General features: G+C 66.7%; 10 protein-coding genes. 5 read left to right on the top strand and 5 right to left on the bottom strand.

What is annotated here, in order from left to right; all coding sequences use genetic code 11:
* Positions 1 to 96: 96 nt before the first annotated feature.
* The 3 genes from C2R22_RS05525 (at position 97) to C2R22_RS05515 (ending at position 4,003) form a co-directional block, all read left to right on the top strand.
* Positions 97 to 846: a GNAT family N-acetyltransferase gene (locus C2R22_RS05525; RefSeq protein ID WP_103424873.1), complete on the top strand. Its 750-nt coding sequence runs from the start codon at positions 97 to 99 to the stop codon at positions 844 to 846.
* A gap of 115 nt (positions 847 to 961) precedes the next feature.
* Positions 962 to 2,383 carry a P-loop NTPase gene (locus C2R22_RS05520; RefSeq protein WP_103424872.1) on the top strand — a complete coding sequence of 474 codons (1,422 nt, stop codon included), beginning with the start codon at positions 962 to 964 and terminating at the stop codon, positions 2,381 to 2,383.
* Positions 2,384 to 2,545: 162 nt separating this feature from the next.
* Positions 2,546 to 4,003: an AAA family ATPase gene (locus tag C2R22_RS05515; RefSeq protein WP_162562387.1), complete on the top strand. Its 1,458-nt coding sequence runs from the start codon at positions 2,546 to 2,548 to the stop codon at positions 4,001 to 4,003.
* Between the two features lie 295 nt (positions 4,004 to 4,298).
* Here C2R22_RS05515 and C2R22_RS05510 read toward each other — a convergent pair whose 3' ends face one another.
* Positions 4,299 to 5,909, bottom strand: a complete 1,611-nt coding sequence (locus C2R22_RS05510; protein WP_103424870.1) for a long-chain-fatty-acid--CoA ligase — start codon at positions 5,907 to 5,909, stop codon at positions 4,299 to 4,301.
* A gap of 71 nt (positions 5,910 to 5,980) precedes the next feature.
* Positions 5,981 to 6,289: a HalOD1 output domain-containing protein gene (locus tag C2R22_RS05505; RefSeq protein WP_103424869.1), complete on the bottom strand. Its 309-nt coding sequence runs from the start codon at positions 6,287 to 6,289 to the stop codon at positions 5,981 to 5,983.
* A gap of 260 nt (positions 6,290 to 6,549) precedes the next feature.
* Here C2R22_RS05505 and C2R22_RS05500 point away from each other — a divergent pair, with 260 nt between their 5' ends.
* Positions 6,550 to 6,801, top strand: a complete 252-nt coding sequence (locus C2R22_RS05500; RefSeq protein WP_103424868.1) for a hypothetical protein — start codon at positions 6,550 to 6,552, stop codon at positions 6,799 to 6,801.
* Between the two features lie 128 nt (positions 6,802 to 6,929).
* Here the strand turns inward: C2R22_RS05500 and acs are convergent, their stop codons facing one another.
* The gene (acs, locus tag C2R22_RS05495; protein ID WP_103424867.1) at positions 6,930 to 8,924 is read right to left on the bottom strand and encodes an acetate--CoA ligase; all 1,995 of its coding nucleotides are present in this window, start codon (positions 8,922 to 8,924) and stop codon (positions 6,930 to 6,932) included.
* Positions 8,925 to 9,074: 150 nt separating this feature from the next.
* Positions 9,075 to 10,775, bottom strand: a complete 1,701-nt coding sequence (locus C2R22_RS05490; protein ID WP_103424866.1) for an acyl-CoA mutase large subunit family protein — start codon at positions 10,773 to 10,775, stop codon at positions 9,075 to 9,077.
* A 21-nt stretch (positions 10,776 to 10,796) separates the two neighbouring features.
* On the opposite strand from C2R22_RS05490, the gene C2R22_RS05485 reads away from it, so the two are divergent.
* Positions 10,797 to 11,102 carry a hypothetical protein gene (locus C2R22_RS05485; protein ID WP_103424865.1) on the top strand — a complete coding sequence of 102 codons (306 nt, stop codon included), beginning with the start codon at positions 10,797 to 10,799 and terminating at the stop codon, positions 11,100 to 11,102.
* A 157-nt stretch (positions 11,103 to 11,259) separates the two neighbouring features.
* Here the strand turns inward: C2R22_RS05485 and C2R22_RS05480 are convergent, their stop codons facing one another.
* Positions 11,260 to 11,910, bottom strand: a complete 651-nt coding sequence (locus tag C2R22_RS05480) for an FAD-dependent oxidoreductase (protein WP_103424864.1) — start codon at positions 11,908 to 11,910, stop codon at positions 11,260 to 11,262.
* Between the last annotated feature and the right edge of the window lie 171 nt (positions 11,911 to 12,081).

The raw sequence follows: 12,081 nt of genomic DNA, 5'->3' as shown, positions 1-12,081 counted from the left end.
ATCAATCCACGTGGTGGGGGAGAGCCGCGGGGAGAGACGAGAACCGTGCGTGAGACGGGGTAACATTGTTAAGGCGTATCGAACAGAGTAGTAGATATGGACATCCGTCAGGCAACTCCCGACGACGTTGCAGAGATTCGACGTGTGGCACGCGAATCGCTCGCGGAATCGTACGGGCACGCGCTGGAAGCCGACCTCATCGACTCGGTCGTCGAACGCTGGTACGGCGCCGACGACCTCGCCGACGACCTCGCCGACAAAGACACGCACTTCGTCGTCGCCGTAGCCGAGGGCGACATCGTCGGCTTCGTCCAGAGCTACGTCGTCTCCCGTCGGGAAGTCATCGGCGAGATCGACTGGCTCCACGTCGCCCCCGACCACCGCGGGCAGGGGATCGGCGCGGCCCTGCTGGAGGCGCTCGAAGCCGAGCTCCTCGGCGCGAGCGTCGAGCGACTCGAAGGGACCGTACTCGTCGCCAACGAGATGGGGACGGGCTTCTACGACGACCACGGCTTCACCGCCGCGGGCGAACGGCCCATCAACATCGGCGGGAAGGAGTTCGCCGAACGGGTGTACGTGAAGTTCCCCGACCCGCGCGAGTACGACGCTGATCTCGAAGAGCGGACCGTCAACGGGCGGACGGTGTACGTCGCGTACGACGAGACCGTCCGCGGGTCGGGCGGCGTCTTCCACGCGATCTACTTAGACACCGACCGCGAGGAACGCTACGGCTGGGCCTGCTCCTGTGGGAACGTCGGCGTCGTGATGGACACGATGGAACGGCTCGAGTGTGGCCAGTGCGGCAACCGGAGCAAGGCGACCCGCTGGGACGCGGCGTACCTCTAAGCGCCCGCCGAGCCGCTACCCAACACGTCCGCTCACTGAACTCTCCTCTCGTCTGAACTATCAGTTTCGATAGCCGGAGAGAAACGTACAAATGTCTGAACGGTGACCGGAGTGCATGGCGGGGGGAACGGTACTCGCAATCGCAGGAGCCAAAGGGGGCGTCGGGAAGACCACGACCAGCATCAACCTCAGCGCGGTCTTGGCGACGCACGGGCGGAGCGTCGCTCTCGTCGAACTCGACCTGGCGATGGCGAACGTCTGTGACTTCCTCGACCTCGACGCACGCCTCGAACACGGTCGGGACCCGACCCTCCACGAGGTGTTGGCCGACGCCGCGAGCCTGGCCGACGCCACCTACGAGGCCCCGGGGGGATTCGACGTGGTCCCGAGCGGGACGACGCTGCAGGGCTTCGCGAACGCCGACCTCGACGCGACGGGCGACGTCGTGCGCGAACTCCGAGACGCCTACGACGTCGTGATTCTCGACACCGGCGGGGGGCTGGGAACCGAGACGATTCTTCCGCTCTCGCTCGCGGACGAGACGGTGCTCGTCTCCTCACCGCGCGTCGCGTCCGTTCGGGACACGAAGAAGACGCGCGATCTCGTCCGACACGTCGGGGGGACCGCCGCCGGCGTCGTCTTCGTCAAATCCGGGAGCGGGCGGTCACCCGGCGTCGACCGCATCGCGGACTTCCTCTCGGTCGAACTGCTCGGACACGTCCCCGAGGACAGCGCCGTCGCGAGCGCACAGGACACCGGGCGACCGGTCGTCGTCGCGAGGGAGGACAGCGACGCGGCGAAGGCATACCGGGCGCTCGGGTCGCGTGTGCACGAGCGCATCGGGACGATCAAGGCTACCCGTGCGCGCGACGAGGCGGAGAACCGAACGAGCGAGGAGACGGAGGACGAGACGGACGAGGACGTACGGCTCTCGACCGACGACGAGAGCGACGACGCGGGCGAGTTCAGTTTCGTCGAAGGGGGAGCCGAAGACGACCGGGACCCCGAACCGACCGAAGCGGGGGAGACCCCATCCGACGGGGCGACCGCGACAGCGACACCCACCGAGGCGGACACGGCCTCGGCCGGGAGAGACACGACGAAGGTCGCGTCCGAGGCAGAAGCGACGGAGACCGCAGCCGACCAGTCCACGGGAGAGTCGCGACGACACGAGGGCGACGACGACACGACTCCCGGGAGGCGGACGGTCGAGTACGTCGGGCGAGCGGGCACAGCCCGAACGCGAGCAGACGTAACCGACGACGCGGTCGGAGGGGGAGCGGGGGCGACCGACGACGAGATCGCGGCACGGCTCGAATCCATCGAGGGCGACGGCGCTCACGAACCGGAGCCAGAACCGGAGGAGACTGGGACGGAACCGGAGCAACCGGAGGAGCCGACCGACCAGCGGACGACCGAGACGACCGAGACGACAGAGTCGCAGTCGACGGCGGACGACTCGTGGCAGTCGAAGGGGTCGGCCACGAAGCAGTTCATCGACCGAGCGATCGACCTCGTCGACCGCCGAAGCGACTGACCGATCGCCGAGTGGGGGTCGGCGTTTCCGAGAAACGCGGAGACGACCGGGACACGAGCGACGACTGGGTCCGGCGAGCGCGACAGCCTGGAACCGGATATGAGAACCAATTCTGATATTTGGGAAGAAACATACACATCGTCAGGATATCCAGACATACGCATGCACATGAGCAACGGCGTGGTGTTCGCCGTCGCGGGGTCGAAGGGAGGTGTCGGAAAGACCACGACCAGCATCAACCTCAGCGCCGTCCTGGCGGAGGAGGGATACGACGTGGTGCTCGTCGAGGTGGACCTCGCGATGGCCAACGTCGGGGACTTCCTCGACATCGACGTCGGCCTCGAAGGGGAGGACCCGACGCTCCACGAGGCTCTCGCGGGGACCGCCACCGTGGTCGACGCCACGTACGACTCGCCCTGTGCCTTCGACGTCGTCCCGAGCGGCGCCTCGCTCCGGGGGTACGGAGACGCCGACGTCGGAGGGCTGTCAGAGATCCTCTCGACGCTCCGGTTCGCGTACGACGTCGTGGTCCTCGATACGGGCGCCGGGGTGACCGTCGAAACCGTCCTGCCGCTCGCGCTCGCGGACGAGACGATTCTGGTCTCGTCGCCGCGCGTCGCGTCCGTCCGGGACACGATGAAGACCCGCGACCTCACCCGCCAGGTGGGCGGCAGCGTCGCCGGCGTCGTCTTCGTCAGGTCCGGGACCGGCCGGTCGCCCGACGTCGACCACATCGCGGACTTCCTCTCGGTCGACCTGCTGGGGCACGTCCCCGAGGACAGCGCCGTCCCCAACGCACAGGACGTCGGACTGCCGGTCGTCGTCGCCGAGAGCGAGAGCAGGGCGGCGGCAGGATACCGCGACCTCGGCGCCCGTATCAGGGAGCGTATCGACGCCCTCGACGCGCCGAGCGCGGGCACTCTCTCCGCCGAAAGCTTCGACCGGGACGGAAGCGGCTTCGCGTTCGTCGACAGACCGACCGAGGGAGACGAGGACGAGGGCGGTGACGCGAACGAGCCACGGGACGACACGGACAGGTCGGACAGACGGGCCGCGAGTGTCGTCTCTCGGACGACGAACGGGCACGCGGGCGGACTGACGGAACCGACGCGAGACGGGACGGACAGAGCAGCGCGCGGGACGGACGAGGGTCCCTCGCTGACGCAGACGGGTCCGGGGTCGGACACGGGGGAGGCTTCGAGTGCGGAACCCGACGGCCGCACGGACGGGCCCACAGGGGTGGGACGCGACGAACCCGTCGACGACCCGAGAGACGGGACGGACGGCGAAGCCATCGGCGAGTCGGACACGGCCGGCGGCGTCGACACCGAAGGGAGGCCGGGCGGTGTCGAGGGGGGAGCGAAAGCGAAGCCACCGGCGATGTGGAGAGGCCGGCCGACGAGTCGGAGACGACCGGTCACGCCGACTTCGAACCCACCGAGGAGACCGAAACGGCGGACGGTACCGACGTCCCCGACGAGGAGCGCGCGAGTGACGCGACGGGGACGGCCGACGACACCGAGACCGCTGACGGTTCTGAATCCACGGACGAGTCCGAGACCGCTGGCGACACTGAAACCCCGGACGACTCCGACGGCGCCGAAGACGTCGAAGCCCTAGACGAGACCCAAACGACCGAAGCGACGGGCGTTTCTGACGACACCGAAGCCGTCGAGACCACCGGTGAGACAGAGGCCACCAACGACTCGGATGACCACGAAACGACCGACGACGGCCCCGACAGCGACGACGGAGAGTCGGCGAACGCTGCAGAAATCGTCGGCGACGACGAGAACGGGAAGGACGAAGACCCGGACCGGATGCGGAACGGCACCGCGGAGTCGACGCGTTCGGCCACGAAGCGGTTCATCGACCGGGCGAGAGAACTCGTCGACCGCCGGAACGAGTAGGTCGGCTACCCCTCGCCGACCATCCGCTCTTCGTCCTCCCACTCCTGCTCGCGGAGTTCGTACTTCTGTATCTTCCCCGTCGCCGTCTTCGGGAGCGACTTCACGAACTCGATCTCTTTCGGCACCTTGTACGTCGCGATGCGCTCGCGGCAGAACTCGATGAGTTCGGATTCCGAAGTACCGGGGTCGTTCGGGTCGCCGCCCTTCGGGACGACGAACGCCTTCGGGACCTCGCCCCACTCGTCGGAGGGGGCGGGAATGACCGCGACGTCATCCACCTCGGGATGGTCGAACAGGGTGTCTTCGAGTTCGATCGAGGAGATGTTCTCCCCGCCGGAGATGATGATGTCTTTCTTTCTGTCCTGGATGATGAGCATCCCGTGGTCGTCCATCGCGGCGAGGTCGCCCAGGTGGTAGTAGCCCTCGACGCGGTCGTTGAACGCCTCCTCGGTCTCTTCGGGCTTCTCCCAGTAGCCGTCCATCACCTGGTTGCCGCGGACGACGATCTCGCCGATGGTCGTGCCGTCCCTCGGAACGTCGTTGCCGTCCTCGTCGACGACGCGCACTTCGGTACCGAGGTAGCCGATGCCCTGCTTCTTCTTGATCGCGAACCGGGAGTCCGAGTCGGCGTCGAACAGGCGCTTCGTGTCGGAGGTGGTGATGAGCGGCCCCGTCTCCGTGGCACCGTAGACGTGTTTCAGGTACCAGCCGATGTCGTCTTCGATACCGCGGATGGTCGCCTCGGGCGGGGCCGCACCCGCCGTGGCGACGCGCACGGGGTTCGCACCGGTGGGCTGGGGGTCGTGCTCCTCGTAGTAGTCGATCAGTCGCTTCAGCACCGTCGGGGCGGCACAGAGGTACGAGACGTCCTCGTCTCGAACCGAGTCGAAGATGTGTTCGATATCGACCCCGCGGGTGCAGACGTGTCGCGCGCCCATCCCCGTGACGGCGTAGATGTGCCCCCAGCCGTTGACGTGGAACATCGGAAGCGTCCAGTAGTAGACGTCGGCGTCCGTGATCTCCTGGTGCAGACCGACGAGATACGCGTGGACCGTCTCGGTCCGGTGGGTGCGGCAGACGCCCTTGGGGTCGCCGGTCGTCCCCGAGGTGTAGTTGATGGTGACGACCTCGTCCTCGTGCATCTCGGGCCGCTCGTGTTCACCCTCCGCGGCGACGAGGTCGTCGAACGAGAGCCAGTCGCCGTCGACCTTCTCGGCGTCGTTCGTGACGAACAGTTCGGTGGGGATCTCGTCGCGGATCTGCTCGATCTTGTCCGCGTAGTCGTAGTCGGCGTAGATGGCCTTCACGCCGGCGTCGTTGAGGATGTACTCGAAGTCGCTCGGCACCAACCGGTAGTTCAGCGGCGTGTGGATGGCGCCGCACTCGAACGCGGCGTACGCCGCCTCCAGGTGGTAGTGCGTGTTCGGGTCCAAGACGGCCACCCGGTCACCCTTCTCGACGCCACGTGCCTGGAGCGCGGCGGCGAACCCGTCGACGCGCTCACCGAGTTCGGCGTAGGTGTACCGCTCGCCGGTCGTGGCCAACACCGCCTCCTGGTCGGCGTAGTGTCTCCGCGCCCGGTCCAGAAAATCGGTCACGAGGAGTGGTTTCTCCATACGAGGGTCGTTTACGGACGTTCATGAAATAGATTGCGGGAGACTCGTCGTCTCGTCGGGGCGTTCGGCCGTTAGTCCTCGAGCGGCGTGTCCGCCTCGTACACCTCGACGGCCCTCGCGGTGACGACGAACCAGAGGTCCCACGCGACGAAGGCGATGACGCGCGCGTCGTCGTCGTCGACTCGGCCACGGCGGTGCTCGAAGAGCGTATCGACCGCTTCGACGTCGACGATGGAAGAGAGCGGACGAACCGACGTGAAATCGTCGAGGAGTTCGTCGGCGGCACGCAACACGGCGTCACTCAGTGACTCCGTCTCCGACACCTCGTACCGCAGGAGAACATCCGAATCGGATGGCCGGACGTCGGGAGAAGACACCATCGGTATGCCACGTTCTACACAGGGAGAAATAAGCGTACTGGAGTCGAACACGTAAGGTAACCTATACTTCGTCGTCGTCGGGCCGACCGTGGAGTGGCCAGAGTCCGTCGCGTGGGACAGTTGTCCCGTCTCGGTATGAGGGGGAATGTCGCACCGGCGCTCTACGCCGCTCGCTATCCGTTGGACCTCTCACGTGACACAACGGGACAACCACAAACTACCCAGGAAAATGTCATATCAGCCGGTGCCGAAGAGAGGGCATGGCACTCTCAGATTACACCGGGTTGACACCCCAGGCGGAGCCCGGACTCGTCGTCGGCCGCGTCGCACAGCATCACCGCTGGACGATGGAGACGGACGAAACCGCGACCTGTCCGTACTGTGACACAGTACTGGACCTCCACGAGCGCCACCTCCTCGTGACGCTCTCCGAGGAGTCCGAGTACCTCCCCGCCGGAAAGCGCTACCTCTGTAACGAGACCTGTCTGCGCGGCTGGCTCGACGCGGAGTAGCGGTGAAACACCGTCGGGAGACGGACCGCCGAGCGGGAGCACTGTCGCGGTCGCGTCCGGCCGTCTGACGGACATCCGACGCGGGTCGGGAGAGTAATCAAAAACCGAAGTCTGTCGCCCCGAGTCGCTCAGTCGTCTTGGACCTGCTTCTGGATGTCCTCGACGATTTCGGGGTTGCGCAGCGTCGTCGTGTCGCCCAGTTCCTCCTCGTTGGCGATCTGTTCGAGGAGGCGACGCATGATCTTTCCGGACCTCGTTTTCGGGAGTTCGGGCGTGAAGACGACCTGTTCGGGCCGGGCGATGGGACCGATGGCGTCCTCGACGCCCTCGATGATCTCCTCGCGCATCTCGTCGCTGCCCTCGAAGCCGTCTTCGAGGATGACGTAGGCGTACACCGCCTCGCCCTTGATCTCGTGGTCGCCGCCGACGACGGCCGCCTCGGCGACGCCCTCGACACCGACGATGGCCGACTCGATCTCCATCGTTCCTAACCGGTGCCCGGAGACGTTGAGGACGTCGTCCACCCGCCCGAGGACCGTGATGTACCCCTCGTCGTCGATCTTCGCGCCGTCCTCGGGGAAGTAGACCCAGTCGTCGGGGTCGCTGGAGTCAGTGTCGGAGTACTCCTGCCAGTACTCCTCGATGAAGCGCTCGTCGTTCTTGTACAGGGTCCGCAGCATGCCCGGCCACGGCTTCTGCACCGTGAGGTAGCCGGCCCTCCCCGCCTCGACCTGTTCGCCCTTCGTGTCGACGATGCGAACGTCGAGGCCGGGGAGCGGCGGGCCGGCACTGCCGGGCTTCATCTTCTTGATTCCCGGCAGTCCAGTGATCATCATGCCGCCCGTCTCGGTCTGCCACCACGTGTCGACGACCGGACACGCCTCGTCGCCGATGTGCTGGTAGTACCACTTCCACGCGCGGGGGTTGATGGGCTCGCCGACCGTGCCCAGGAGTCGAAGGCTGGAGAGGTCGTGCCGGTCGGGGAACTCGCTGCCCCACTTCATGAACGCGCGGATCGCCGTCGGAGCGGTGTACAACTGCGTCGCCTCGTAGTCCTCGATGATCTGCCAGAGGCGGTCGCGCTCGGGGTAGTCGGGCGTGCCCTCGTACATCATCGTCGTCGTCCCGAGCGAGAGGGGGCCGTAGACGATGTACGAGTGGCCGGTGATCCAGCCGATGTCAGCCGAGCAGAAGTACGTGTCCTCGGGCTTGATGTCCAACACGGCCTGAGAGGTCCACGTCGCCCACGCGAGGTAGCCGGCGGTGGTGTGCTTCACGCCCTTGGGCTTGCCCGTCGTCCCCGAGGTGTACATGAGAAAGAGCATGTCCTCGGCGTCGCGCTCGACGGGGGCGACTTCGGCACCCTCCTGTTCGGCGACGAGGTCGGCGTAGGCGTGTTGGTTGTCGGCGTAGTCGTGACCGAACCCGTCGCCGTCCATCAGGCGCTCGGCGACCACGACGCCTTCGACGTCGTGCTCGACGCCCCCGAGGCCCTCGTTCGCCTTCTTCAGGTGGTCGAGCGGGTCGCCACGGCGGTAGTACCCGTCGCAGGTGATGAGGTACTCCGAGTCGGCGGAGTTCATCCGGGTGGCGAGCGCGTCGGCCGAGAACCCGGCGAACACCACCGAGTGCGGCGCACCGATGCGCGCACACGCCAGCATGGCGATGGGCAGTTCGGGAATCATCGGCATGTACATCGTGACGACGTCACCCTCGCCGACGCCCATCTCCTCGAGGGCCGCCGCACACTCGTTGACCTCGCGGTGCAGTTCCTCGTACGTGTAGGTGATGTTCTCCTCTTCGACCGGTTCGCCGACCCACTCGATGGCCGCCTCGTCGCCGCGCTCGTCGAGGTGGCGGTCCAGACAGTTGTGCGAGACGTTCAGCTTCCCGTCGGTGAACCACTTGTAGAAGGGGGGGTTCGAGTCGTCCAGCACCTGGTCGTAGCCCTCGTACCAGTCGAGGAGTTCGGCCGCCGCCTCCCAGCAGTCGGGCCACTCCGCTTCGAACTCGTCGTAGATGTCAGGGTCGGAGACGTTCGCCTGCTCGACGAACGATTCCGGCGGTTCGAACTCCTCCTGCTCAGCCAACCGTGCCTCGAGTTCCGCGTCACCTTCTGACATAGCTCGTTAGAGAGGTTCCGAATCATCCATGATAAACCATTTGTTTGCCGAACGGTTGAGATGTGTGAGAGATATTCTCGCAAGGACTTGACGGTCGGAAATCGAGCGACACCGGGCAGTGCAGCGGGGGGTGGCGCGACAGTCGCGCCCTCAGACCAGTCCGACCGTCTCGCGGTACTGGCCGTACTGCGCCTCGAACACCTGCATGATCTCGCCCATCGTCGCGTACGCCTTCACCGCGTCGACGAGCGCGGGCATCACGTTCTCCTCGGCCTCGACGGCCTCGCGGACGGCGTCGAGGGCTTCCTCGACGGCCTCGTCGTCGCGCTCGGCCTTGACCGAGTCGAGCCGCGAGAGCTGGCGTTCTTGGACCTCCTCGGAGACGTGCAGCAGGTCCGGCCGGGTGTCCTCGTCCATCGCGTACTTGTTGACGCCGACGACGACCTCCTCGCCCTGCTCGACGCGTTCTTGGTACTCGTAGGAGGCGTCCTGAATCTCGCGGTGGAAGTAGCCCTGCTGGATGCCCTCCAACACCCCGTCGCGGACGGAGCCGTCGCCCATCTCGCGGATCTCCTCGATGTAGGCCATCGTCTCCGCTTCGACCTCGTCGGTGAGCGACTCGACGAAGAACGACCCGCCGAGCGGGTCGATGACGTCCGCCGCGCCGCTCTCCTCGGCGATGATCTGCTGGGTGCGCAGCGCGACCCGGACGGCCTCCTCGCCGGGCAGCGCGAGCGCCTCGTCGTAGGAGTTGGTGTGGAGGCTCTGGGTGCCGCCGAGGACGCCCGCGAGCGCCTGGATGGTCACCCGGACGACGTTGTTCAGCGGCTGCTGGGCCGTGAGCGACTGCCCCGCCGTCTGGGTGTGGAACTTCATCCGCTTCGACTCCGGTCTCGACGCTCCGTACCACTCCTCCATCACCCGGGCGTAGATGCGCCGTCCCGCTCTGAACTTCGCCACCTCCTCGAAGATGGAGTTGTGCGAGTTGAAGAAAAACGAGAGTTGGGGCGCGAACTCGTCGACCTCGAGCCCCCGCTCCACCGCGTCCTCGACGTACGCGAAGCCGTCGGCGAGCGTGAACGCGAGTTCTTGAACCGCCGTCGACCCGGCCTCGCGGATGTGGTAGCCCGAGATGGAGATGGGGCTGAACTTCGGCGTCTCCTCGGCCGCGAACTCGACCGTGTCGGTGACGAGTTTCAGCGAGGGCTCCGGCGGGATGACCCACTCTTTCTGCGCGATGAACTCCTTCAGCATGTCGTTCTGGAGGGTGCCGTCTATCTCCTCGCGCGGGACCCCGCGCTGGTCCGCGAGCGCGACGTACATCGCGAAGATCACCGGCGCGGAGGGGTTGATGGTGAAGGAAGTCGTCACGTCGGCGATGTCGATGCCGTCGAAGAGGACCTCCATGTCGCGGAGGGTGTCGACGGCGACGCCTTCTTTCCCTACCTCCCCGTCCGAGAGCGGGTCGTCGGAGTCCTTCCCCATCAGCGAGGGCATGTCGAACGCCGTCGACAGGCCGGTCTGGCCGTGCTCGATGAGGTAGTGGAAGCGCTCGTTCGTCTCCTGTGCGGTCCCGAAGCCCGCGAACTGTCGCATCGTCCACGTCCGCCCGCGGTACATCGTCGCGTACGGTCCGCGCGTGTACGGGAACTCGCCGGGGAAGCCGAGGTCCTCGTCGTAGTCGATATCGGCGACATCGGCGGGGGTGTAGATGTCCTCGACCTCGTGGTTCGAGACGGTCGCGAAGCGCTCCTTCCGCTCGCCGAAGCGGTCGATGACGGGGTCGCGCGTCTCTGCTTCCCACGACTCGCGCGCCTCGCGGATCTCGTCGAGGTCCTCCTCGTCGTACATGCACGGAGTTACCGAGGGACGATGATTAAGGATTCGGGTCCGAAGGTGAGCGCCGCGGGGACGTCGTCGACCGGCGCGCTCGCCGTGACGTTCCTCGTCGGCATCGACGCGAGCGTCGTCGCGGGGCTGGCCGGCAGTCTCTCGCCGGACGTCCTCCCGCTGGCGGTCGTGCTCTCGTCGGTGAGCGCGTTCCGCGGCCTCGTCTTGGACCTGGTCATCGGCGCGGTGAGCGGGCGCGACACCGGGAGCACGCTCCACGGCCTCGTCGGCCTGGTCGGGTGGTTCTGCGGGTCGCTCCTCGCGGCCGTCGTGACCGTCTGGGACTGACCGGTCGAGTCTGATGGCTCACCGACGCGCGATGCAGACTACCGGTTCCGTCGGGGTCGAGAGCGGAGCGAGGTCGGGGCCGTACGCGCCGAGGCCGGCCGCGAGGAGGTCGAGGGAGAGAACAGGTGTGGAGGCGCGCTCGGTCAGTCGTGGCGGGTCAGCCGAAGTTCTCGACCTTCGGCTCGCCGTCGTACCCCAGTTCGTCGAGCGCCTCGGTCGCCCGGTCGACGAAGTCGGCGAAGCCGTAGACGAACACCTGTTCGTCCCCGCTCTCTGCCTCGTTCCCGAGGAGCGCGTCCCGGAGGTGGACCACGAGGTCGGCGTCGGCGTCGTCCATGATGACCGTCGCGCCCACGGCGGCGAGTTCCTCCAGGCGCGTCTCGTGGGCGGGGTCGTCGTCGAGGTAGACGACCGCAACGTCGTTACCGTCGGCGAGCGCGCGTTCGCCGATGCCCACGGCGGGGCCGACGCCGGGGCCGCCGGCGAGGACGACGACCCGCGACTCGCCCTCGTAGTGGTCGGAGCCGAACGGCCCCTGCATCTCCAGCGTGTCGCCCGGTTCGAGCGCGGCGAGGTAGTGCGAGAAGGGGCCGCCCTCCTCGCTGACGCCGACGGTGACCTCGAAGGTATCCTCGACGTCGGGCGAAGAGAGCGTGTAGAAGCGGGCGTACTCCTCGCCGTCGACCTCGCCGGCGAGTTTCACGAACTGACCGGGCATCGCCGCGAAGTCCGCGGGCGTCTCGAACTCGATGGCGACGGTGTCGGAGCCGACGTCGTGCACCGAGACGACGGTGGCGGTGGCGTCCATACGTCACGTGACACCGCACGAGGGAAAAGCGCCTCGTTCGGCGCCGTCGATGGCGGGAGTCGGTTAGAAATCGTGGTACGTCTAGACGTGCCATAGCGCGGCTGTGTCGCCCGTTTCGGAGATATTTCTCACATTTTTACATACCCCTTTCAGAAGCCTTTTGATGGGGCG

This window comes from Salinigranum rubrum, assembly GCF_002906575.1.
Lineage (GTDB): Archaea > Halobacteriota > Halobacteria > Halobacteriales > Haloferacaceae > Salinigranum > Salinigranum rubrum.
This window is presented reverse-complemented; position numbering and strand designations above follow the sequence as displayed.

Coding starts and splice junctions, on each gene's coding strand:
- C2R22_RS05525 (WP_103424873.1), top strand. CDS start 97: ATGGACATCCGTCAGGCAACTCCCGACGACGTTGCAGAGATTCGACGT.
- C2R22_RS05520 (WP_103424872.1), top strand. CDS start 962: ATGGCGGGGGGAACGGTACTCGCAATCGCAGGAGCCAAAGGGGGCGTC.
- C2R22_RS05515 (WP_162562387.1), top strand. CDS start 2,546: ATGCACATGAGCAACGGCGTGGTGTTCGCCGTCGCGGGGTCGAAGGGA.
- C2R22_RS05510 (WP_103424870.1), bottom strand. CDS start 5,909: ATGGAGAAACCACTCCTCGTGACCGATTTTCTGGACCGGGCGCGGAGA.
- C2R22_RS05505 (WP_103424869.1), bottom strand. CDS start 6,289: ATGGTGTCTTCTCCCGACGTCCGGCCATCCGATTCGGATGTTCTCCTG.
- C2R22_RS05500 (WP_103424868.1), top strand. CDS start 6,550: ATGGCACTCTCAGATTACACCGGGTTGACACCCCAGGCGGAGCCCGGA.
- acs (WP_103424867.1), bottom strand. CDS start 8,924: ATGTCAGAAGGTGACGCGGAACTCGAGGCACGGTTGGCTGAGCAGGAG.
- C2R22_RS05490 (WP_103424866.1), bottom strand. CDS start 10,775: ATGTACGACGAGGAGGACCTCGACGAGATCCGCGAGGCGCGCGAGTCG.
- C2R22_RS05485 (WP_103424865.1), top strand. CDS start 10,797: ATGATTAAGGATTCGGGTCCGAAGGTGAGCGCCGCGGGGACGTCGTCG.
- C2R22_RS05480 (WP_103424864.1), bottom strand. CDS start 11,910: ATGGACGCCACCGCCACCGTCGTCTCGGTGCACGACGTCGGCTCCGAC.